Annotated in this window: 25 protein-coding genes; 16 read left to right on the forward strand and 9 right to left on the reverse strand. The window is 35.0% G+C overall.

What is annotated here, in order from left to right; translation table 11 throughout:
• Nucleotides 1-13: 13 nt before the first annotated feature.
• The gene (locus tag AABL52_RS07645) at nt 14-1,408 is read right to left on the reverse strand and encodes an MBOAT family O-acyltransferase (protein WP_000232070.1); all 1,395 of its coding nucleotides are present in this window, start codon (nt 1,406-1,408) and stop codon (nt 14-16) included.
• Between the two features lie 249 nt (nt 1,409-1,657).
• On the opposite strand from AABL52_RS07645, the gene AABL52_RS07650 reads away from it, so the two are divergent.
• Nucleotides 1,658-1,885, forward strand: coding sequence for a hypothetical protein (locus AABL52_RS07650; RefSeq protein WP_000705128.1), 228 nt, complete (start codon nt 1,658-1,660; stop codon nt 1,883-1,885).
• A gap of 1 nt (nt 1,886) precedes the next feature.
• Here AABL52_RS07650 and AABL52_RS07655 read toward each other — a convergent pair whose 3' ends face one another.
• Nucleotides 1,887-2,279: a DUF1885 family protein gene (locus tag AABL52_RS07655; RefSeq protein ID WP_001163312.1), complete on the reverse strand. Its 393-nt coding sequence runs from the start codon at nt 2,277-2,279 to the stop codon at nt 1,887-1,889.
• 127 nt (nt 2,280-2,406) lie between these two features.
• Between AABL52_RS07655 and AABL52_RS07660 the strand changes: the two genes are divergently transcribed.
• The 4 genes from AABL52_RS07660 to AABL52_RS07675 all read left to right on the forward strand — a co-directional run bounded on the left by AABL52_RS07660 (nt 2,407) and on the right by AABL52_RS07675 (nt 3,388).
• Nucleotides 2,407-2,703: a DUF3055 domain-containing protein gene (locus AABL52_RS07660; protein WP_033656384.1), complete on the forward strand. Its 297-nt coding sequence runs from the start codon at nt 2,407-2,409 to the stop codon at nt 2,701-2,703.
• A 194-nt stretch (nt 2,704-2,897) separates the two neighbouring features.
• A complete protein-coding gene (locus tag AABL52_RS07665) occupies nt 2,898-3,026 on the forward strand; it encodes a GapA-binding peptide SR1P (RefSeq protein WP_000536778.1) in 129 nt (42 codons plus the stop codon).
• 59 nt (nt 3,027-3,085) lie between these two features.
• Nucleotides 3,086-3,214, forward strand: coding sequence for a GapA-binding peptide SR1P (locus AABL52_RS07670; protein WP_000536800.1), 129 nt, complete (start codon nt 3,086-3,088; stop codon nt 3,212-3,214).
• Nucleotides 3,215-3,259: 45 nt separating this feature from the next.
• Entirely contained in the window at nt 3,260-3,388 is a 129-nt protein-coding gene (locus tag AABL52_RS07675; RefSeq protein WP_000536796.1) for a GapA-binding peptide SR1P, read from the forward strand.
• A 40-nt stretch (nt 3,389-3,428) separates the two neighbouring features.
• Here AABL52_RS07675 and AABL52_RS07680 read toward each other — a convergent pair whose 3' ends face one another.
• Nucleotides 3,429-4,259 carry a protein-glutamine gamma-glutamyltransferase gene (locus AABL52_RS07680; protein ID WP_341519132.1) on the reverse strand — a complete coding sequence of 277 codons (831 nt, stop codon included), beginning with the start codon at nt 4,257-4,259 and terminating at the stop codon, nt 3,429-3,431.
• 75 nt (nt 4,260-4,334) lie between these two features.
• Nucleotides 4,335-5,807: an arginine decarboxylase gene (speA, locus tag AABL52_RS07685; protein WP_000084900.1), complete on the reverse strand. Its 1,473-nt coding sequence runs from the start codon at nt 5,805-5,807 to the stop codon at nt 4,335-4,337.
• A gap of 367 nt (nt 5,808-6,174) precedes the next feature.
• On the opposite strand from speA, the gene AABL52_RS07690 reads away from it, so the two are divergent.
• Nucleotides 6,175-6,444, forward strand: coding sequence for a UPF0223 family protein (locus AABL52_RS07690; RefSeq protein WP_151632781.1), 270 nt, complete (start codon nt 6,175-6,177; stop codon nt 6,442-6,444).
• Between the two features lie 80 nt (nt 6,445-6,524).
• On the opposite strand, the gene AABL52_RS07695 is transcribed toward AABL52_RS07690, so the two are convergent.
• Nucleotides 6,525-7,151, reverse strand: coding sequence for a YktB family protein (locus tag AABL52_RS07695; RefSeq protein ID WP_000175088.1), 627 nt, complete (start codon nt 7,149-7,151; stop codon nt 6,525-6,527).
• Between the two features lie 206 nt (nt 7,152-7,357).
• Between AABL52_RS07695 and AABL52_RS07700 the strand changes: the two genes are divergently transcribed.
• Both AABL52_RS07700 and AABL52_RS07705 read left to right on the forward strand, forming a co-directional pair.
• A complete protein-coding gene (locus AABL52_RS07700) occupies nt 7,358-7,546 on the forward strand; it encodes a hypothetical protein (RefSeq protein ID WP_001250166.1) in 189 nt (62 codons plus the stop codon).
• An 88-nt stretch (nt 7,547-7,634) separates the two neighbouring features.
• Nucleotides 7,635-8,426: an inositol monophosphatase family protein gene (locus tag AABL52_RS07705; RefSeq protein WP_073516258.1), complete on the forward strand. Its 792-nt coding sequence runs from the start codon at nt 7,635-7,637 to the stop codon at nt 8,424-8,426.
• 44 nt (nt 8,427-8,470) lie between these two features.
• On the opposite strand, the gene AABL52_RS07710 is transcribed toward AABL52_RS07705, so the two are convergent.
• Nucleotides 8,471-8,650: a DUF5325 family protein gene (locus AABL52_RS07710; RefSeq protein ID WP_000400130.1), complete on the reverse strand. Its 180-nt coding sequence runs from the start codon at nt 8,648-8,650 to the stop codon at nt 8,471-8,473.
• 140 nt (nt 8,651-8,790) lie between these two features.
• Here AABL52_RS07710 and typA point away from each other — a divergent pair, with 140 nt between their 5' ends.
• The 3 genes from typA (at nt 8,791) to AABL52_RS07725 (ending at nt 11,384) form a co-directional block, all read left to right on the forward strand.
• Nucleotides 8,791-10,635 (forward strand): translational GTPase TypA, encoded by a 1,845-nt coding sequence (gene typA, locus AABL52_RS07715; RefSeq protein WP_000914755.1) that lies wholly within the window; start codon nt 8,791-8,793, stop codon nt 10,633-10,635.
• A 156-nt stretch (nt 10,636-10,791) separates the two neighbouring features.
• On the forward strand, nt 10,792-11,094 hold the full coding sequence (locus AABL52_RS07720; RefSeq protein ID WP_000893660.1) for a YlaH-like family protein: 303 nt from the start codon (nt 10,792-10,794) through the stop codon (nt 11,092-11,094).
• A gap of 14 nt (nt 11,095-11,108) precedes the next feature.
• Nucleotides 11,109-11,384: a hypothetical protein gene (locus AABL52_RS07725; RefSeq protein WP_001258134.1), complete on the forward strand. Its 276-nt coding sequence runs from the start codon at nt 11,109-11,111 to the stop codon at nt 11,382-11,384.
• A 35-nt stretch (nt 11,385-11,419) separates the two neighbouring features.
• On the opposite strand, the gene AABL52_RS07730 is transcribed toward AABL52_RS07725, so the two are convergent.
• Nucleotides 11,420-11,620: a YlaI family protein gene (locus tag AABL52_RS07730; RefSeq protein ID WP_001995040.1), complete on the reverse strand. Its 201-nt coding sequence runs from the start codon at nt 11,618-11,620 to the stop codon at nt 11,420-11,422.
• Between the two features lie 145 nt (nt 11,621-11,765).
• Here AABL52_RS07730 and AABL52_RS07735 point away from each other — a divergent pair, with 145 nt between their 5' ends.
• Together AABL52_RS07735 and AABL52_RS07740 are read left to right on the forward strand one after the other, a co-directional pair.
• Nucleotides 11,766-12,221 (forward strand): pyridoxamine 5'-phosphate oxidase family protein, encoded by a 456-nt coding sequence (locus AABL52_RS07735; protein ID WP_000024589.1) that lies wholly within the window; start codon nt 11,766-11,768, stop codon nt 12,219-12,221.
• Nucleotides 12,222-12,467: 246 nt separating this feature from the next.
• The gene (locus AABL52_RS07740) at nt 12,468-13,796 is read left to right on the forward strand and encodes a PhoH family protein (RefSeq protein WP_000358079.1); all 1,329 of its coding nucleotides are present in this window, start codon (nt 12,468-12,470) and stop codon (nt 13,794-13,796) included.
• Between the two features lie 45 nt (nt 13,797-13,841).
• Here AABL52_RS07740 and AABL52_RS07745 read toward each other — a convergent pair whose 3' ends face one another.
• The gene (locus tag AABL52_RS07745) at nt 13,842-14,339 is read right to left on the reverse strand and encodes a hypothetical protein (RefSeq protein WP_001289798.1); all 498 of its coding nucleotides are present in this window, start codon (nt 14,337-14,339) and stop codon (nt 13,842-13,844) included.
• 150 nt (nt 14,340-14,489) lie between these two features.
• On the opposite strand from AABL52_RS07745, the gene AABL52_RS07750 reads away from it, so the two are divergent.
• The 3 genes from AABL52_RS07750 (at nt 14,490) to pyc (ending at nt 19,866) form a co-directional block, all read left to right on the forward strand.
• Complete coding sequence (locus tag AABL52_RS07750) at nt 14,490-14,777, forward strand: YlaN family protein (protein ID WP_000135698.1); 288 nt, start codon at nt 14,490-14,492, stop codon at nt 14,775-14,777.
• A 125-nt stretch (nt 14,778-14,902) separates the two neighbouring features.
• The gene (locus AABL52_RS07755) at nt 14,903-16,084 is read left to right on the forward strand and encodes an FtsW/RodA/SpoVE family cell cycle protein (RefSeq protein WP_000832784.1); all 1,182 of its coding nucleotides are present in this window, start codon (nt 14,903-14,905) and stop codon (nt 16,082-16,084) included.
• Nucleotides 16,085-16,419: 335 nt separating this feature from the next.
• Entirely contained in the window at nt 16,420-19,866 is a 3,447-nt protein-coding gene (gene pyc, locus AABL52_RS07760) for a pyruvate carboxylase (RefSeq protein ID WP_098258678.1), read from the forward strand.
• A 134-nt stretch (nt 19,867-20,000) separates the two neighbouring features.
• On the opposite strand, the gene ctaA is transcribed toward pyc, so the two are convergent.
• Entirely contained in the window at nt 20,001-20,936 is a 936-nt protein-coding gene (gene ctaA, locus AABL52_RS07765; protein ID WP_001188731.1) for a heme A synthase, read from the reverse strand.
• Between the last annotated feature and the right edge of the window lie 388 nt (nt 20,937-21,324).

Genomic DNA, 21,324 nt, shown 5'->3' on the forward strand with positions numbered 1-21,324 from the left:
AGTTAGCCCTCCTTTAGAAGCGGAAGTAAATAAATGGATTGTAAGTTGCATTTGTTAAATACATCATAGTTATAATTAAAACACTCAAGTAATAAAGTGGAGATAAAATGACTACCTTTTTATTTGCTAATAGATTCTTAATCCAAGAGAAAATTGGAGCTGATGTAATAATAGCAAGTATAAAGATTCCCCAATAATTCATTACATAGAAATAACTCGTAATGTCAGTTAACGATCCATTTAATCCGAACATTGCTTGTAAAAATTTTGAGCAGTAGCTAAAATTATCAGCGCGGAAGAAAACCCAACCAATAATCACTAAAAACATAACGTATACGTGTTGAATCGGCCACCATAATTTTTGTAATATTTTTTCGAAACCAGCCTTTTCTAAAGCAATTAAACATCCGTAATAAATACCCCAAATCATAAATGTCCAACTAGCTCCATGCCAAAATCCGGTTAACGCCCATACAATGAAGAGATTACGATAGATTTTCCAAGTAGATACGCGATTCCCGCCTAGTGGAATATAAACATAATCACGGAACCAAGAACCAAGTGAAATGTGCCAACGACGCCAAAATTCAGAGATGGATTTTGAAATATATGGATAATTGAAATTCTCTAAGAAATCAAATCCGAACATTTTTCCTAATCCAATTGCCATATCACTGTAACCTGAAAAGTCGAAATAAATTTGTAATGTGTAAGCGATTGCGCCAATCCAAGCGGTAGATACGCTCATTGTTGCTGGGTCCATTGCAAATATTTCATCAGCAATAGCTCCCAATTGATTCGCAATTAAAACCTTTTTTCCCAATCCAATGATGAAACGACGAATTCCTTCTGAAAACTTATCAGCAGTAACTGTTCTAACATGTAATTGATGAGCGATTGTATTATATCGAACAATTGGTCCTGCTACTAATTGCGGGAAAATAGTAAAGTATAGTGCGAGATCAAATAGATTTCGCTGAGCTTCTACTTTCTTCTTATAAATATCGATAATATAACTCATTGCATGGAAAGTGAAAAATGAAATTCCAATGGGCAAGGGGATTTTTTCGAGTACAATGTTTGTATGGAAAATTCCATTTATATTATCTACTAAGAAATTAGCATATTTAAAATATCCTAGTATAGCAATATTGACAACGATTGCTATAGTAAGAATGACTTTTCTATTTGCACTAGACAGTTGGTCCTTATTAAGCCAAATTCCGAACCAATAGTTTATGAAAATAGAAAAAAGCATTAGGAAGACATATATTGGTTCTCCCCAAGCATAAAATAATAAACTAAACAATAGTAGAACTATGTTTTGTAATTCTTTCCGTACTGAGTAGTAAACGAAAAGAATTGCAGGTAAAAAAAGGCATAAGAAAAACAAATTGCTAAATACCATGTATCATTATTTCCTTTCTATCTTTTCTCTTTAAGGAGTATACCATGCGATAAATGAATAATCTATCTTATAGGAGATATGAGAGGATTTATTGTTAAAAACGAGGGATATTCGTATGTGAATAGTGGAGGAATTAAAAAAAACGGAAAAATTTAACAGTAGATTAGGTGGAATTTGGAAAAGTTTACTTTCAAAATGTTAAGAGGGAAGAGCTAAAGCATATAATAGGAAGAAGAAGGGGGTAACGCTATGAAAATTACGCTAGCTTCATTTTTTCATCTAGTTTTATGGAGTGGATTTTCAGCAGTGTTATTATTGTCAAGTCGTGATAAATTACATTATAAAATTTTTCTTTTTCTTATATTTTTGTACTTAGCGTATGTAATAGCGTATGTCATACTAAGTGCAAGGAGAAAAGCAATACTTCTTACTTGCACAAATAGTATGATCTTTCTAATCATTTATTTTTGTTTTTAAATTAACGTTTATAGAAATACATTGTTCTTCCATTAAATAATTGTAATTCTCCTTCTAATTTCTTCGCTAGAAAACGGCAAAATTCATTTGCTTTTCCTTTATCACCAAATGTTGCATTAGGTGGTAAAGAAATCTGAATAAAAGATTGTTCCTTTTCTATACCGATACCAACATAAATGGAGTCATATCGATCGTGAGTAGATTGTAGTTTTAATGTTGTTGCTGATGTTTCTAAAATTTCATAAGGAAAAGCGGTATTTGTATAAGCGTAATTAATTTGAACACCAGTTTTGGAAGTAACTGTTTGATAGTAAAGAAAAAGTTGTTTTATATCATCTATTGAAACAGATTGTTGATTGGATTTAGGTACAAGCGTAATAAAGGCATGTTGCATATAAGTTCCCCCTAACTTAGTAGAATACTATCATTCTACATCCTACTGAATTTTTTGACAATTAAAAGGAGTATTCCTTTTTTTGTTTAATATACTAATGAAAGGTGATGTAGAAAGGTGGAAACCGATGTTTGAAAAATTGTATGATGAGCATGAAAGTGTGAAGGTACGATTTTTGGGGTTTATGACACATGATACTCGTTATGATTTTGGTGTTATTTATACAAATATGTTTTTTGGAAAGCCACTCATTGTTTGCATGCAAACAGGAAGATCTACTTTACTTGGACGAGATGATGTAGAGAATGTGCAACATATACAGGAAGTTTTTAAATTAGGATCAGAAGAGGAAGCGGCGGAGTTAGCTCAATTCTTTAAATTTTTAGTCCCATCTACTTCTTTGCATGCGGAATATGAAGAATAATTAATGTAAAACAGTCGTACGTATAAATATGGCTGTTTTTTTGTTTTAATATCGCATACTAATTTAAATTAAAAATATTTAATGTGTTATACTAAAAACCTATTGACGTAAAAAGTATAACATATTAAAATAAAGACAGAAAGTTAAGCGGTTACAAAAGTTTTTGGGATTATAAACTTAGGGGGAAATGAAAAATGGGAACGATCGTATGTCAAGATTGTGAAGGTACAATTGCACACTTCGAGGATGAGAAAGTAACGGTACTTTACGGGAAATGTGGATCTTGCGGATGTGATCACACAGAGCATACAAAAGCCCAATAATTGATAGGAAATGGACAGCTAAAAGTTTTTAGGACCATAAACTTAGGGGGAAATGAAAAATGGGAACAATCGTATGCCAAGTATGTGAAGGAACAATCGGTCATTTTGAAGATGAAAAAACGACTGTGCTTTACGGAAAATGTGGTACAAATTGTGACTGTGCTAATAAAGACAAAGCGAAAGCTTAATTATAAATAAGTAGATTATTATTAAAACTCAGGGGGAAATGAAAAATGGGAACAATCGTATGCCAAGTATGTGAAGGAACAATCGGACATTTTGAAGATGAAAAATCAACAGTACTATACGGGAAATGTGGATCTCACTGCGAATGTGACCATAAAGAACATACAAAAGCTTAAATAAGAAGAAGCGCCTACATATACATATGTAGGCGCTTTTTTAATAAATTGTAGTTGTATGGCCAACTGTTGCAATGATTGCATCATCTCTAATGGGAATAAATCCTATCGATGTCTGTGGAGTGCTAGGAGAGGCGTAGTGGCTCATGAGACGGCTATCAATACGGGTAATAGTATCGGTCAAGAAAGCTGAAATAAAAGCGTAGGGGACTCGTCGTTCATTTAAAGAGTATATAATTTCCTCTTTTGTTTTTACACCTACGCCATGTCCGTAAAAAAAGAAATTTCCTAGATAGATTGTATTTTCTCCTTGCCACTCGATTGTAGCTGGATTCACTTGTGGATTTTTAAAATAAACGAGGTCGCCGGGAACTAGATCGCCACCCGTTTTTGTTATGAGCTTTAAATCTTGATCGTAGTCCCACGTATAAAGTAAAAGGTTTGCAAAGAGACGGTTGAATGTTTCTTCCTCATACAAGGATAGTAAAGCTTTGTAAAAAATAATGATCATAGCGGTGGCACATTCAGTTCCATATAGTTTTCCGTTTTTGAAAATATCTTGTATGGCAATGGAAGGGGGTATGTTTGGAAGGAGCTCGAATCCCCCAAGTGACGTTCTTTTCCAATATTGGGGGTTGCAAAAGGACTGTTGAAATGTGCGAAACTGAAATCCACTTTGAAAAAGTTCTAATGCAGAAGTAATAATATTCACTCGCAAATTTAGATCAAAACTGAGTTCATCAGATGTTCGGAAGGAATAAATTTCTTGATTTCCTGCCATTATCGATAAAATTTGTTGTTTCTCAGCTGCAAATGGCTCATATTCATTTGTGATATAAGGATGTACAATAGAACGGCCTATTACAATCATAATAGTATCCCCACCTATACGTTACATTACTTCATATCGTATGAGAAAAGGAAAAAAGGGTGAAAGAAAAGCCTATCAACTGATAGGCTTGTACTCTTTAATCACACGTAATGTTTGTAATGTCATATCTTCAGGACCTTGTACAGGTAAACCCGCTTCTAAGTTTTTACGAATATACTCTAAGTTATCTTGTGTAATAATTTCCCCCGGAGTAAAGATTGGAATCCCTGGCGGATAAACCATAACGAAATCAGCTATAATACGACCTGCTGCATTTTCAAACGGAATGACTTCTGTTTCCGAATAAAAAGCATCTCGAGGAGAAAGTGCTAGCACTGGTATTTCTGGGATTTCTACTTGTATTTGAACACCTTTATCGGCTTGATTTCTAAATGTTGCTGCTAAATCTTGTAATGCTGCAATAAGTGTATTTGTCTCACTTTCTGTATCTCCGAAAGTGACAAGACATAGTATGTTGTATAAATCTGAGAGTTCTACTTCAATGTTATATTGCTCTCTAAGCCATACTTCAGCCTGATGGCCTGTAATACCTAAATCTTTTACAGATACAATTATCTTTGTAGGATCATAGTTAAAAGTAGCATCCGTACCTAGCATTTCTTTTCCAGGACAGTAAAGATCCTCAATAGCATTAATAGCATCACGAACTTGTTCCGCTAATTGTATAGTTTGTTCTATGAGTGCTGTTCCTTCTGTAGCAAGACGTTTTCTAGCAACATCTAGGGATGCTAACAAGATATAAGAAGTTGATGTCGTCGTAAGCATGCTAATAATAGATTGAACATGTTTTACGTTCACAAGGCCTTCCTTCACGTTAAGAATAGAACTTTGCGTTAAAGATCCTCCTAATTTGTGAACACTTGTTGCTGCCATATCTGCACCGGCTTGCATCGCTGACATCGGCAATTCATCGTGAAAATGAATATGAACACCATGGGCCTCATCAACGAGTACAGGGATATCGTAAGAATGTGCTAATTGGACAATCTGTTCTAAGTCTGCAGCAAAGCCAAAGTATGTTGGGTTAATAACAAGTAAGCCTTTCGCATCTGAATGCTCTTCAAGTGCCTTTTTGACAGATTGAATTGTAATTCCATGCGAAATACCAAGTTTTGGATCGATTTCAGGATGCATGAAAATCGGTTTTGCACCTGAGAAAATAATAGCTGACATTACTGATTTATGCACGTTTCGTGGCACTAGGATTTTGTCACCAGGACCGCAAACGCTCATCACCATTGTCATTATTGCACCACTTGTACCTTGAATAGAAAAGAAAGTATGATCTGCACCAAATGCAGCGGCTGCTAAATCTTGTGCTTCTTTAATCATACCTTTTGGATGATGTAAATCATCGAGCGGCGCAATATTAATTAAATCAATTGCTAATGCATTATGCCCAATAAATTCGCGAAATGTAGGATCCATACCCTGTCCTTTTTTATGACCAGGAATATGGAATTGAATTGGATTTCGCTTACTGTGCTCAACTAAAGCGGTAAACAATGGTGTTTCGTATTGGGACAATCTATACACCCCTTCTTCTTCGTAATATTTAGTATTATTTGTTTTATATAATCCTGTTCTAAAAAAGTTAAGTTCTTTTTTAGTATGAGGCTTGTTTTTCTGCCATTCACAAAAGTGTTTTTGAGATGGTAGGTTCACTTTGTTTTCTATAAAACAAAAGCATTATATCACCAATAATTATAGATGTATAGAAAAAAATATTTTTACAGTGAGTATGTTAAATAGTTATTTCCAATTACCTTATAGAGGAAGACAATTCCATCATAAGGAATAAATAGTGTATAATGCAAAGTGGCTATAGTGAAGAAGAAAAAATTCCTTTAAGATAGCATATTGAAATAAGAAGAAATGATAAATGAGGTGCAAAATGGAATATCAATATCCGCTAGATTATGATTGGTCAAATGAGGAAATGGTTGCAATTGTGAAGTTTTATGAAGCAATTGAGAAAGCATACGAAAAAGGAATTATAAGAGAAGAATTAATGGGATTATATCGTCGTTTTAAAGAGATTGTTCCATCTAAAGCAGAAGAGAAGAAAATTGATAAGGAGTTTCAAGAAGTAAGTGGATATTCTATATATCGTGCGATTCAAAGGGCAAAAGAAACTGAAGAACAAAAGTTTGTGAAAATGTAAAAATATTTTGAAAAATGAAAAATGAAGTGATATAATGTGATAACAACTAAAAACGGACAATATAAATTGTCCGTTTTCTACTATCGATTACAAAGTGCATATAAAGGAAGGAGTGATTGCATCGTAGATTCAATCTTAGCAAGGAATTGTTCGTTGGTCATTGCTGAAAACTCCTCTGGTGATATATGAATACCAACTAATAATTCTGCTTTTTTCACAGTAGCTAGACGTTCAATCATCTTTTGTAAGTCTTCTGTTTCAAGTGTTCTATGTAATTTTACACTTGGTTTAGTATGGTCAATGGACCAAACGAAGTCATTTGGAATATTTGTTTTTAAATCATTTAAATGTTCTAAGAAGGCGTGAGCCGTCTCCACTTTTTGTGGACACTCATAGATTAAACCAAAGTATATGAAGGCATGAGTACCCCATAATCCAATTTGGAAATGTGGTAGCATTTTATATCCGCGTTTATTTGTTGAAAAAGCAACCCAAGTATCGTTTGGTGGATTGACTTTGCGACGTGCATGTTTTGCTACATGATAAAAAAAGTTCTCATCAGTTTGTTTGGATAAATACGTTGCAAACTGTTCCCCTAAAGCTTCAAGTTTAGGATGAATGTTCGTTTTAATTGCACTCATTCGTTCTTCGAGACCATCAACTGTAAAGACCTCAAAATCAGTTGACTTGAATGTTTGTAGTGTCATGATTGTTCCTCCAACTCCTATTTTGCTTTTATTTTAGCATAGCTTGTACTATTCATAAAAAAAACAGCACAAAAAAATTTAAATAAAAAAATATAATTTTGTTGCATAGATGATTTATCCAACATAGTATAGTATAAAACAAAAAATCAGAAAATTTAATTAATTCTAGTCCGAGGGCAGACGAATATTGGGAGGAGGCAAATAATATGAGACAGGTGATTAATGCGTTAAAGAGAACAGATGCTGAAAAGAGAATACCGGTGCTACGTTTGGAGCTAGATTATGAATTAGCAACTTTATATGATGCGATGATGGAAAATGATAAACTGAAAAAAGAAGAGTGTGTACAAAAGTTAGAAGTGTTAAGACTTGAAATGATTCGTTTAGAGGCGTAATAATAGTATATGTATAAAAAATTAGTTGGTGCGAACCTTATAAAGGGTTCGTTTTTTCTGTGAACAGTATAGATCGGAGTGTTTAAACATGCAAGAAGTATGGAAAGACATCGATGCACACGCCAAACAGTGGATTCGAGATGCAGGAGAGTTTTTAATGGCATCAATGGAAAAAGCACTTATTATAGAAACGAAATCCAATGCAGCTGATTTAGTAACAAATATGGACCGAGAAATAGAACAGTTTTTAATTGGGAAAATTAAAGAAACATTCCCGAACCATAATATTTTAGGAGAAGAAGGTTATGGAGATGAGGTAACTTCTTCTGATGGGGTTGTTTGGTTAATTGATCCAATTGATGGCACGATGAACTTTGTTCATCAAAAAAGAAATTTCGCAATTTCAATTGGAATTTATGAGAACGGTATCGGAAAGGTTGGACTCATTTATGATCCAGTTCATGATGAATTATACCATGCGGTAAAGGGAGCTGGAGCATTTTGTAATGAAGTACCAATACCTTTATTGGAAAAAGGAACTGTAGAGCAAGGAATTGTAGCTTTAAATGCGATATGGCTTACCGATAATCCATTGCTGAATAAGGAAAGTATGATGGCGCTGGTTAAGAAAGCAAGAGGCACGAGATCATATGGCTGTGCAGCGTTAGAGATGGTATACGTTGCAACAGGAAGAATAGATGCATATGTAACGCCGAGATTATCACCATGGGATTTTGGTGGGGGACAGATAATTGTAGAGGAAGTTGGAGGTAAGGCGACAACATTTTCTGGATCCCCGCTTTCAATCGTAGAGAAGAGCAGCGTATTAGTTGCAAAACCTGGAGTGTATGAAGAGGTGTTACGATTTATAGCGGAGTAACAAAAAAAGTAAGAGGCTGTATAAGCGCTTCTTACTTTTTGACGTTATTGCGATTTACGCATTTTTCTTTTTGTTACAAAACCGTATCCAACTGTAACAAATGTGCCGATAATGCAAATGATAACACCGATGGGACTATTTTCAGCAACCATAATACCGATACCGATTAAGAAAATAACACCGATAATTGCAGTTAATAAAAAGCGATATTGAATGTGTTCCATTTCTTCACCCTCCAATTTTATTTTACTTTCACAAAAGTAAGAATACAACTATATTTTCATTCTTGATTTTATTTTGATTGCCATTGTATCCCCTTCGCTCTTATAATAGAGAAGGATTAAAAAGACATTAGGAGTTGGACATGTTGAAAAAACGACAAGATTTACGAAATATAGCAATTATTGCCCACGTTGACCATGGTAAAACAACACTTGTTGACCAGTTATTACGTCAAGCGGGGACGTTCCGTGCGAATGAACATATTGAAGAACGCGCAATGGACTCAAACGATCTAGAAAGAGAACGTGGTATTACAATTTTAGCGAAGAATACTGCGATTCACTATGAAGATAAAAGAATTAACATTTTAGATACACCTGGTCACGCTGACTTCGGTGGAGAAGTAGAACGTATCATGAAAATGGTTGATGGTGTTCTACTTGTTGTTGATGCATATGAAGGTTGTATGCCACAAACACGATTTGTTTTAAAGAAAGCTCTTGAGCAAAACTTAACTCCAATCGTTGTTGTAAACAAAATTGACCGTGACTTCGCTCGCCCTGATGAAGTAGTTGATGAAGTAGTTGACTTATTCATCGAACTTGGTGCAAACGAAGATCAATTAGAGTTCCCAGTTGTATTTGCATCAGCAATGAACGGAACAGCAAGCTTAGATTCAAATCCAGCAAATCAAGAAGAGAATATGAAATCATTGTTTGACACAATTATTGAACATATTCCAGCACCAGTTGATAACAGCGAAGAGCCACTTCAATTCCAAGTAGCACTTCTTGATTACAATGACTATGTTGGTCGTATCGGGGTTGGACGCGTATTCCGTGGTACAATGAAAGTAGGACAACAAGTTGCATTAATGAAAGTTGACGGAACTGTAAAACAATTCCGTGTAACGAAATTATTTGGTTACATTGGATTAAAACGTCAAGAAATTGAAGAAGCAAAAGCTGGAGATTTAGTAGCTGTTTCAGGTATGGAAGACATTAACGTAGGTGAAACTGTATGTCCGGTTGAGCATGAAGAGGCTTTACCATTATTACGTATTGATGAGCCAACACTACAAATGACATTCCTTGTAAATAACAGCCCATTTGCAGGTCGTGAAGGTAAATTCATTACATCTCGTAAAATTGAAGAGCGTCTTCGTTCACAATTAGAAACAGATGTAAGTTTACGTGTAGATAATACAGATTCTCCTGATGCGTGGATCGTATCTGGACGTGGGGAATTACATTTATCTATCCTAATTGAAAACATGCGTCGTGAAGGTTATGAGCTACAAGTATCTAAGCCTGAAGTAATTATTAAAGAAGTTGATGGCGTAAGATGTGAGCCTGTAGAGCGCGTGCAAATCGATGTACCTGAAGAATACACTGGTTCTATTATGGAATCTATGGGTGCACGTAAAGGTGAAATGTTAGATATGGTGAATAACGGAAACGGTCAAGTTCGCCTTACTTTCATGGTTCCAGCACGTGGTTTAATTGGTTACACAACAGAATTCTTAACATTAACTCGTGGTTACGGTATTTTAAACCATACATTCGATTGCTACCAACCAGTACACGCTGGACAAGTTGGTGGACGTCGCCAAGGTGTTCTAGTTTCACTTGAAACAGGAAAAGCATCACAATACGGTATTATGCAAGTTGAAGACCGTGGTGTAATCTTCGTTGAACCAGGTACAGAAGTATATGCTGGTATGATTGTCGGAGAACACACTCGTGAGAACGACTTAACAGTTAACGTTGTGAAAATGAAACAACAAACTAACATTCGTTCTGCGACGAAAGATCAAACTTCAACAATGAAAAAACCACGCTTAATGACTTTAGAAGAGTCATTAGAGTACTTAAACGATGATGAGTTCTGTGAAGTAACTCCAGAATCAATTCGTTTACGTAAAAAGATTCTTGATAAGAGTGAGCGTGAAAGAGCTGCTAAGAAAAAGAAATCTGTAGAAGCGTAAAATAATAGAACAGCTACCTTTGAGGGGTAGCTGTTTTTTATTGTATTTATTTTTGGAATATTTACTCTTTTTTTGTGGACAGTATTTTTTTTGCAGGTTACTCTTGTATTAAGTACATAAATAAAATTTGTTTTTTGTGAGAAAGGAGGATGAATGATGTTAGAAAGAATGTCGTTTTTTGCGAAATTATGTAAAGTTGATGAAAATCCAGAACTAGGGATGTGGTTACTATATGGAACCATTATTATATTAAGCGCACTTGTGTATAATTTAGGTTTTGCAAGAAAACTATCAATAATAAAAAATATAGTGATATATATATCGTTAGCGATTGGGTGTACAGTTTTAACTTTCTTTGCAGTTTTTTTACCTGTTGGAGAGGGGCTTGTTGTAGCGGCGATTGTACTTGGGATTTATAGGTTGCGTTTACGTCAAGCAAGACAACAAAAAGCAGGGTGAGGGGGCGGGTTTTTATGCGTTCAGTACAAGATGCACTATATAATTGGTTAACAATTAAAACAGTTGCCGAAGCACGTCCAGATGATCGTGCTGCAAAAGAAACGTATTTGTTATTTCAAAATATGATATATGAAGAACATAAATTAACGGATGTGGAAGTTAAAAAGAACGAAGAAATGTATTTGATTACATATGAAATGAATGGAGAAAAAAAATCTGCCAGGTTTCCATTAGAAGCTATTGATTGCTTTTTGGATCAAATGAATCGTGAACCTGAAAAATATAAATAAGTCCTTATCTATATGATTAAGGACTTATTTACATTTTACCAATCGTCTTCGACTTTTTTATCACGATATAATCGGAAATTACCACTTGCATGACGTTCCATCGTACGTTCTGCAATTCGTTCCGAACATTCCATGCACATATATGTATGAATAGGGCGGTTACGCAGTTTTTTTGCCATAGGATTTTCATCATCTAACATATCTTTTTTATCACAAATCATACATTTGACTCTCATTTCGTCACCTCAATACGAATTCTATCAGTATAAGTATATCATGGAAGTATAATGTTTTTGAATAATAGCGGGAAAAAATAATATTTTCGCAATTCGAAAAATAAGTTATGATAAGGATATATTAAGTATATTTGGAGGTGGAAATATGGCGAATGTAGTAGAGCCTACATTAACAGATGATTTAGTACAAACGTTACGTAAAGAATGTATTGTTATGGTGGCAACAACAGACTTCGAAAAACAAGTTCCTAACGTAAGTGCTATTTCTTGGGTGTATGCAGTTAGTAAAACTAGTATTCGATTTGCAGTAGATCAGCGTTCACGTATTGTGGAAAATATACGGCATAGTACTGGGGTGGTATTGACTATAATGGCGAATGAATCCGTATTTTCCATAAGTGGTGCAGGTGAAATTTTGACTGATAGAATGGAAGGCATTCCTCTAAAATTAACTGTAATAGAAGTAAATGTACAAGAAGTACGTGATGTTATGTTTTATGGAGCGAAACTTGCAACTGTACCAACATATGAAAAAACATATGATATTCGCGCAGCGAAGAAGCTGGATAACCAAGTGTTAGTAGGAATAAAAGAATTATAAATGTGATAAATAAGAAAGTCAGTTGTTAACTTTTGTAATCAGTTATTGTGATTTTATGTTAATAATTATAATTAAAAGTAATATATTGAATAGAAATGAATAAAAAATAAATAAAAGGTTTAATGGCTATGGATTTCGATTCTACCTCGTTTATACGGTACATATAATTATAACAATGGTTCGTCCATATTTTATGGATGAAACCCTTGTTCTACAAATTTAAAAGTGGAGTCAGGGGGTAACAGGTTGGATAAAATTTATGTGTTAGATACGAATGTACTTTTGCAGGATCCTTTATCTATTTTTTCATTTGAAACCAATGAAGTAGTGATTCCAGCAGTTGTATTAGAAGAGGTTGATTCGAAAAAACGTTATATGGATGAAGTAGGACGAAATGCTCGTTATGTATCTAAGTTAATAGACAAATTTCGTGAGATAGGAAAGCTGCATGAAAGTATTCCGCTAGAAAACGGCGGTACATTTCGTATTGAATTAAATCATCGTTCATTTGTTCAACTACAAGATATTTTTGTAGAAAAAACAAATGATAATCGAATTTTAGCTGTAGCAAAAAATTTATCTTTAGAAGAGCAAGAAAAAGAGGACGGGAAGTCTGTTATTTTAGTAAGTAAAGACGTGCTCGTAAGGGTAAAAGCTGATGCAATTGGTTTGAAGGCGGAAGATTATTTAAGTGATCGTGTAATTGAAGTAGATAATATATATTCAGGATTTTTGGAAGGGTATATATCAAAAGAGCAATTGGATTATTTTTATGAAAAAGGTGAATTGCCTTTATCCGAAATTGCAAATCATCCTTTTTATCCAAATCAATTTGTAGTAATGAAAGATGCATTAGGGGGATCTAGTTCAGCACTTGGTATTGTGGATCACTTAGGTAAGAAGGTAAAGAAACTTATTTTTCACAATGAACAAGTATGGGGGATACGACCACGAAATGTGCAGCAAATTATGGGATTAGAATTGTTGCTTCGTGAAGATATTCCGCTAGTAACGTTAACAGGGAAAGCTGGTACAGGAAAAACATTACTAGCCTTAGCTTCAGGGCTTATGCAAACTGAAGATTTAGGGTTATATAAAAAACTACTCGTTGCAAGGCCAATTGTTCCAGTCGGAAAAGATATCGGTTATTTACCAGGAGAAAAAGAAGAAAAGTTAAGACCGTGGATGCAACCGATTTTTGATAATCTAGAGTATTTATTTAATACGAAAAAGCCAGGAGAGTTAGATGCTATTTTAGCTGGAATGGGTTCGATTGAAGTAGAAGCTCTTACCTATATACGTGGGAGAAGTATTCCGGATCAGTTCATTATAATTGACGAAGCACAAAATTTAACGAAACATGAAGTGAAAACGATACTGACAAGAGTAGGAGAAAAAAGTAAAATCGTATTAATGGGAGATCCTCAGCAAATTGATCATCCGTATTTGGATGAGTATAATAACGGTTTAACATATGTTGTAGAGAAGTTTAAAGAGCAACGTATTAGTGGTCATGTAAAGTTTGTTAAAGGTGAGCGATCGAATTTAGCTCAACTAGCAGCAGATTTATTATAAAAGGAGTGGGCTGAGGCTCACTCCTTTTTCTTCCAAGTATACATTTTAAATAATTGTAAATTTACGGATGTTACGGATTGGATTTTGTCTATTAGATCCATCATTGTAATATAGATAAACAGGTCCATCCTCTTTTAATGGCTTTCCTTCTTTTGAAAAACCAAGTATAGCATTTTCTACAGTTTCTAATGGAAGTATTATTGTTTGATCTACTGTTTCAATTTTGACTTGCGTAGCGTCATCTGAAATTTCGGCGTTAGCAAGAAATGGATGAAATGGTATACCGAACGTTCCAGTAATTAGCTGTTCTTTTTTATATTTCTTTACACTTTGTTGTATCGGTGGAAACGCAGCACCATCACGGATTTCGCGATCCCAATGTTCTGAAGTGTTTTTCAAATAAGCTTCTAGTTCTGATGTGTTTTCTCTTGTTTCATCAAAGTAAGTTGTCAAATCTACTTTTCGATCATCAAAGATCCAAACAGTTGGATCGATAGTGATTGGAAAACGAACTTTTCCATTAATAAATAAAATTTCGCTCATTGTTGTTCCCCCATTTGTGTTATACTCCCACTTTTCAGTATAATAGCATTAGACATGGTTGTCACAAAAAATGTTTCTATTGCAATTTACTAAAACTATCGCTAATATTAATAGATAGGAGAGAGTAGGACGGAAACGGAGGGAATCAATTTGGCGTCTGAGACAGTATCAAATCATCAGGAAAAGGCACTAGCCCTTCTACAAGCGGATGCGGAGAAGATTTTAAGACTTATTAAGGTGCAAATGGACAACCTTACAATGCCGCAATGTCCATTATATGAAGAAGTGTTAGACACACAAATGTTTGGACTATCCCGCGAGGTCGATTTTGCAGTTCGCCTTGGTCTTATTGCAGAAGAACAAGGGAAAGCAATGTTAGGAGAGCTTGAACGTGAGTTATCTGCACTTCATGAAGCATTTACAAACAAACAACAATAACGGGTTCAAATAGGGGGGCTCAAACTGAAAAAGTTTGGGCTTTTTATTTGTATAATAAAGCAGGAAGAATCAATGTACATATGGAATACAACAATAATTAAATTGAAACAGAGAGAGGAAATGAAATGAAAAGAGTATGGAAATCAATGGATTATTCATTGTTACTTCCTCTTGTTATCTTATGTGTGTTGGGAGTTATAATGGTATATAGTTCTAGTTCCATTGTCGCGATTTCGTCGAAATATAACTGGCCAGCAAATTACTTTTTTAAAAAACAATTAGTTGCTCTTGCTATTGGAACGGTAATGCTTGTGATTGTCGTTATAATCCCTTACAAATTTTGGAGGAAAAAAATAGTTCTTACAGCGATGGGGTTAGGGAGTATTGGGTTACTAACAGCAGCTTTCCTTTTCGGTAAGGTAATCAATGGTGCAAAAGGATGGATACTAGGTATACAACCAGCTGAGTTTGTAAAAATAGTAGTTATTATTACGCTAGCAAGTTTTTTTGCTAAGAAACAAGAGAGGAAAACCCCTTTTTTACAAGGGATAATACCTCCTATATTTATTGTCGGTGGATCGATGGTATTAATTTTATTACAAAATGACTTAGGGACTGACATATTAATAGGTGGAACAGTGTTAATTATGTTCTTCTGTTCAGGAGTTAATGTTAACTTGTGGATAAAAAGATTTTTATTAACATCTATCGTGTGGATTCCGGCGTTGTATTTTATCGGAAATTATAAATTAAGTAACTACCAAAAAGCTCGATTTTCAGTTTTTCTTGATCCATTTAGTGATCCGCAAAAGGATGGATTTCAACTAATAAATTCATTTATTGGAATTGCCTCAGGTGGATTAGGTGGTAGAGGATTAGGGAATAGTATACAAAAGTATGGCTATTTACCAGAGCCACAAACGGATTTTATTATGGCAATTATATCTGAAGAACTAGGTTTTATAGGTGTAGCTATCATTTTAATCTGTTTACTACTTATTATCATTCGTTCGTTTAGAGTGGCACAAAAATGTAAAGATCCATTTGGAAGTTTAATTGCAATAGGAATTGCAAGTTTAATTGGAATACAAACATTTGTTAATGTTGGTGGTATGTCTGGATTAATACCGCTTACAGGGGTACCTTTACCGTTTATTAGTTATGGTGGTAGTTCTTTGTTGGCTAATCTAATCTCGATGGGTATATTATTAAATGTTGCTAGTCATGTAAAACGACAAGAGAAACAGCAAAATGAGATAATGAAAGAAAGAGAACAAGATGGACCACGTCTTGTAGTTGTGAAATAAAAAACACATTGTGCTTTAGAGCGCGAGGTGTTTTTTTTATTTTTAAGAAATATTAAATATGATGCATTAATTGTGATATATACTAAAAAATATATCACATTATATTAAATATGACATACGATTAAGTTGTTAGAAAAGGAAGAGGTATGCTATACTATTTTTGTGAAACAAATTGATCAGAAAACTTATCATTTGTTAAAAAATAAGGTATGATGGATAAAAATAAAGTGAAGCTTTCTAAGTATAATATAATGTAGAAAGTGAAGAACTTCACGCTCTTTATGGTGTGTATATATTTTATCTCTAGAGTGGTAGGAAAGTAGAGGGGGAAAATCATGACAAAGCTGCAACGTATTCAAAAAGTATTGGTAGCTAACCGTGGAGAGATTGCAATTCGTGTGTTTCGAGCTTGTTCGGAACTTGGATTAAAAACAGTTGCAATCTATTCTAAAGAGGATAGTGGTTCTTATCATCGTTATAAAGCCGATGAGTCCTATTTAGTTGGGGAAGGGAAAAAGCCAATTGATGCTTATCTAGATATTGAGGGCATTATTGAGATTGCGAAAAGTAATCATGTAGATGCAATCCACCCTGGATATGGTTTCTTGTCAGAAAATATTCAATTCGCAAAACGTTGTGAAGAAGAAGGAATTATCTTTATCGGTCCAAAGAGTAAGCATTTAGATATGTTTGGAGATAAAGTGAAAGCAAGAACACAAGCGCAGCTAGCACAAATTCCGGTTATTCCTGGTAGTGATGGGCCAGTAAATTCAATAGAAGAAGTTGGAGAATTTGCTGAAAAGTATGATTACCCGATTATTATTAAAGCTTCCCTTGGCGGTGGTGGTCGTGGTATGCGTATTGTACGTACTAGTGAAGAATTAAGAGAATCGTATAATCGAGCGAAGTCAGAAGCGAAAGCAGCCTTTGGTAATGATGAAGTGTACGTTGAAAAATTCGTTGAAAAACCTAAACATATAGAAGTTCAAATTTTAGCAGATGAAGAGGGCAATGTTGTTCATTTATACGAGCGAGACTGTTCTGTACAACGTCGTCATCAAAAAGTTGTAGAAATTGCACCTAGTGTGTCACTTTCAGATGATTTGCGTCAGCGTATTTGTGATGCTGCTGTTAAATTAACGAAAAATGTAAATTATTTAAACGCAGGAACAGTAGAATTTCTTGTAAAAGGTGATGAGTTTTACTTCATAGAAGTAAATCCACGTGTTCAAGTTGAACATACGATTACAGAAATGATTACAGGAGTAGATATCGTTCAATCGCAAATTTTAATAGCTGATGGACATGCATTACATAGTAAAATGGTAGGTGTTCCGAAGCAAGAGGAAGTAGTTGTACATGGATTTGCAATACAATCCCGTGTAACGACTGAAGACCCATTAAATAATTTCATGCCGGATACAGGGAAAATTATGGCGTACCGATCAGGTGGTGGTTTCGGTGTTCGTCTTGATACAGGTAATAGTTTCCAAGGTGCTGTTATTACACCGTACTATGATTCTTTACTTGTAAAAGTTACAACATGGGCACTTACTTTTGAACAAGCTGCTGCGAAAATGGAACGTAACTTAAAAGAATTCCGTATTCGTGGTATTAAAACAAATATTCCATTCCTAGAGAATGTAGTAAAACATAAAAACTTCTTATCAGGAGAATATGACACTTCATTTATTGATGCGTCACCTGAACTATTCTTGTTCCCGAAACGTAAAGACCGCGGAACAAAAATGTTAAATTACATTGGGACAGTAACAGTAAATGGCTTCCCAGGAGTAGGGAAAAAAGAGAAACCAATTTTCCCGGATGCTCGTATACCGAATGTATTACACTCAGAGCCGATCCAAAATGGAACGAAACAAATTTTGGATGAGCGTGGAGCAGACGGATTAGTAAAGTGGGTACAAGATCAAAACCGTGTACTTTTAACGGATACAACATTCCGTGATGCGCATCAGTCATTACTTGCGACGCGTATTCGTACAAAAGATTTACATCAAATTGCAGAGCCGACAGCGAGGATGTTACCGAACCTATTCTCAGCGGAAATGTGGGGCGGTGCAACGTTTGATGTTGCATATCGTTTCTTAAAGGAAGATCCATGGGAACGATTACTAGATCTTCGTGAAAAAATGCCAAACGTTTTATTCCAAATGTTACTGCGTTCTTCAAACGCAGTTGGTTACAAAAACTATCCGGATAATTTAATTCAAAAATTTGTGGAATGTTCTGCTCAAGCTGGAATTGATGTGTTCCGTATTTTTGATAGCTTAAACTGGGTAGAAGGTATGAGAGTTGCGATTGATGCTGTGCGAGATACTGGTAAAATTGCAGAAGCAACAATGTGCTACACAGGAGATATTCATGATCCGTTACGTAGTAAATATGATTTAAATTACTATAAAAACTTAGCAAAAGAGTTAGAAGCATCGGGAGCACATATATTAGGAATTAAAGATATGGCAGGCTTATTAAAACCTAATGCGGCATATGATTTAGTTTCTGCATTAAAAGAGACGGTATCGATTCCGATTCACCTGCATACACACGATACGAGTGGAAATGGTATATTAACGTATACAAAGGCAATTGAAGCAGGTGTTGATATTGTAGATGTAGCAGTAAGTTCTATGGCTGGTCAAACGTCACAACCAAGTGCGAACACGCTATACTATGCATTAGGTGGAAACGAAAGACAGCCGGACGTTAATATAGATTCATTAGAAAAATTATCTCATTACTGGGAAGATGTACGTAAATACTACGCACCGTTTGAAAGTGGTATGAATGCACCCCATACAGAGGTATACATGCACGAAATGCCAGGCGGACAGTATAGTAATCTACAACAACAAGCGAAAGCCGTTGGTTTAGGAGATCGCTTCGATGAAGTGAAAGTAATGTATCGCCGTGTGAATGACATGTTTGGCGATATTGTTAAAGTAACGCCATCATCTAAAGTTGTCGGTGATATGGCATTATTTATGGTTCAAAACCACTTAACAGAACAAGATGTTTTAGAGCGAGGGCATTCTATGGACTTCCCAGGATCTGTTGTTGAAATGTTCTCAGGAGATTTAGGACAACCATACGGTGGTTTCCCGAAACAATTACAAGAGATTATTTTAAAAGGGAAAGAGCCATTAACAGTAAGACCGGGTGAATTATTAGAGCCAGTAGATTTTGATGCGTTAAAAGAAGAGCTATTCCATAAACTTGGACGCGAAGTGACGATTTTTGATGTCGTTGCATATGCATTATATCCAAAAGTATTTATGGATTACGAAAAAGTTGCTGAGCTTTATGGAAGTGTATCTGTGCTTGATACACCGACATTCTTCTATGGTATGAGACTTGGTGAAGAAATCAATGTGGAAATCGAACAAGGTAAAACATTGATGGTTAAACTAGTATCAATCGGAGAGCCTCAACCAGATGGAAATCGTGTTCTTTATTTGGAGTTTAACGGACAACCACGTGAGATTGTTGTGAAAGACGAAAGTGTGAAAGCAACAGTGGCACAACGTGTGAAAGGAAACCGTGAAAATCCAAACCACATTAGTGCAACAATGCCAGGAACGGTAATTAAAGTAGTTGTAAAAGAAGGCGATGAAGTGAAAAAAGGCGATTCTATGGCAATTACAGAAGCAATGAAAATGGAAACGACGGTTCAAGCGCCGTTCAATGGTAAAGTGAAAAAAGTATATGTTAACGATGGAGATGCAATTCAAACGGGTGATTTACTTATTGAATTAGATCACTAAAATAGAAAAGAGCTGTGTACATGCAGCTCTTTTTCTTTATCCCGCATAAATGGGCAGTAAGACCCCCACTGATTAAAGTTTCACTTTATCGCAAAAAATACCTTGCCAATTCGGCAAGGTATTTTAATGTGAATTTATTTTGTTTGTTTAGAAGTTGATCCAGCTTCTTTTGCATTCGCTTTACTTCTTGTACCTAACATAACTAAATAGCATAGTACAGCAAACAAGCAAGAAATGAATAGTGAATGTAATAATGCCATTGCTAAACTAGCATTTGTAAATACAACTAAAATTCCTACGATAGCTTGAAGTGTAACAAGGATAAATGAAATGATCCATCCCCAGTATACGACAGGCTGCTGTTTGTAATGGCGAATAGCCAGAATCATCGCGTATAGTATCCAAGCGAAAATTAACATCGCTGCAACTCTATGTCCCATTTGAACCCATTCGTGGAGTTGAGTTGGCATAGGTCTATTTTTGCTACATAAAGGGAAGTCTGGACAGGCTAAGCTAGCTCGTTCGTGACGTACTAGAGCCCCTGTGTAGACAACGAGATAACAGTAAATTGTTACACCATAAATATGAAATTTCATTTTTTTGTCCATAATAAGTGAACGTGCATCAAATTTTTGGTCGATTTCAAAGATAAGACACGTTAATAAAATAACAGAAGCAAATGAAATTAAGGAAATACCGAAATGGATAGCGAGTACAGCTGGCATTTGTCCCCAAACAACTGCTGCAGCTCCCATTAATGCTTGTGCAACTAAAAATACGAAGGATAAAATTGCTAACGTTTTTGTTTCGCGCACATGTTTATAATATTTCCAGGACAAAATACAAAGGAGAGTGACAAGAATTCCTGCTGATCCTGATGTAAGGCGATGACTTAGTTCAATAATAGTTTCCATTGATAAATTAGATGGAACAAATTCACCGTTACAAAGTGGCCATGATTTACCGCAGCCTTGGCCAGAACCTGTTTTTGTAACTAAGGCGCCTCCTAATAAAACTATTAATAAATCAAGACTCGTAATGACTGCTAACCATTTAATAAAGCGTTGCAATCTCTTTCACCATCTTTCTGCTATGAAGTTATTGCGAAATATTTTCATTCCATTATGTATAGAATAAAACGCGCTAGTTCCTATGATATATAAAAAATAATAAAATAGCAAAGAAATGGCGGGGGAAAACAGGGGAGAGAAAATGGGTGTAGAAATAGGATATATAAGGAAATTTTTAGGGGGAAAATAGGCTATTTTGAAAAGAAATGGGGAGAATACGTGTTAAATATGACAAAAAAGTTTATGATAGAAGGTAACATCATGTTATGATAAGGACAAGTAAGAATTAAGTTTTTTATGTTCGACACAAAAAGTTCATGTTTTCTTCACAAAATGTTCGGGAAATATGATTTAATATATTGGAGTATGGGCGTAGATTAGTAGTAGA

Source organism: Bacillus paramobilis, assembly GCF_038096195.1.
GTDB classification, from domain to species: Bacteria; Bacillota; Bacilli; order Bacillales; family Bacillaceae_G; genus Bacillus_A; species Bacillus_A mobilis.

Bases quoted from the DNA above. Each gene is read 5' to 3' on its own strand.
- AABL52_RS07695 (WP_000175088.1), bottom strand. From the start codon at position 7,151: ATGACACTACAAACATTCAAGTCAACTGATTTTGAGGTCTTTACAGTT.
- AABL52_RS07710 (WP_000400130.1), bottom strand. From the start codon at position 8,650: ATGGAACACATTCAATATCGCTTTTTATTAACTGCAATTATCGGTGTT.
- AABL52_RS07680 (WP_341519132.1), bottom strand. From the start codon at position 4,259: ATGATTGTAATAGGCCGTTCTATTGTACATCCTTATATCACAAATGAA.
- AABL52_RS07660 (WP_033656384.1), top strand. From the start codon at position 2,407: ATGTTTGAAAAATTGTATGATGAGCATGAAAGTGTGAAGGTACGATTT.
- typA (WP_000914755.1), top strand. From the start codon at position 8,791: ATGTTGAAAAAACGACAAGATTTACGAAATATAGCAATTATTGCCCAC.
- AABL52_RS07735 (WP_000024589.1), top strand. From the start codon at position 11,766: ATGGCGAATGTAGTAGAGCCTACATTAACAGATGATTTAGTACAAACG.
- AABL52_RS07655 (WP_001163312.1), bottom strand. From the start codon at position 2,279: ATGCAACATGCCTTTATTACGCTTGTACCTAAATCCAATCAACAATCT.
- pyc (WP_098258678.1), top strand. From the start codon at position 16,420: ATGACAAAGCTGCAACGTATTCAAAAAGTATTGGTAGCTAACCGTGGA.
- AABL52_RS07670 (WP_000536800.1), top strand. From the start codon at position 3,086: ATGGGAACAATCGTATGCCAAGTATGTGAAGGAACAATCGGTCATTTT.
- AABL52_RS07690 (WP_151632781.1), top strand. From the start codon at position 6,175: ATGGAATATCAATATCCGCTAGATTATGATTGGTCAAATGAGGAAATG.
- AABL52_RS07700 (WP_001250166.1), top strand. From the start codon at position 7,358: ATGAGACAGGTGATTAATGCGTTAAAGAGAACAGATGCTGAAAAGAGA.
- AABL52_RS07705 (WP_073516258.1), top strand. From the start codon at position 7,635: ATGCAAGAAGTATGGAAAGACATCGATGCACACGCCAAACAGTGGATT.
- AABL52_RS07755 (WP_000832784.1), top strand. From the start codon at position 14,903: ATGAAAAGAGTATGGAAATCAATGGATTATTCATTGTTACTTCCTCTT.
- AABL52_RS07720 (WP_000893660.1), top strand. From the start codon at position 10,792: ATGTTAGAAAGAATGTCGTTTTTTGCGAAATTATGTAAAGTTGATGAA.
- AABL52_RS07675 (WP_000536796.1), top strand. From the start codon at position 3,260: ATGGGAACAATCGTATGCCAAGTATGTGAAGGAACAATCGGACATTTT.
- AABL52_RS07645 (WP_000232070.1), bottom strand. From the start codon at position 1,408: ATGGTATTTAGCAATTTGTTTTTCTTATGCCTTTTTTTACCTGCAATT.
- AABL52_RS07730 (WP_001995040.1), bottom strand. From the start codon at position 11,620: ATGAGAGTCAAATGTATGATTTGTGATAAAAAAGATATGTTAGATGAT.
- AABL52_RS07725 (WP_001258134.1), top strand. From the start codon at position 11,109: ATGCGTTCAGTACAAGATGCACTATATAATTGGTTAACAATTAAAACA.
- AABL52_RS07665 (WP_000536778.1), top strand. From the start codon at position 2,898: ATGGGAACGATCGTATGTCAAGATTGTGAAGGTACAATTGCACACTTC.
- AABL52_RS07650 (WP_000705128.1), top strand. From the start codon at position 1,658: ATGAAAATTACGCTAGCTTCATTTTTTCATCTAGTTTTATGGAGTGGA.
- AABL52_RS07745 (WP_001289798.1), bottom strand. From the start codon at position 14,339: ATGAGCGAAATTTTATTTATTAATGGAAAAGTTCGTTTTCCAATCACT.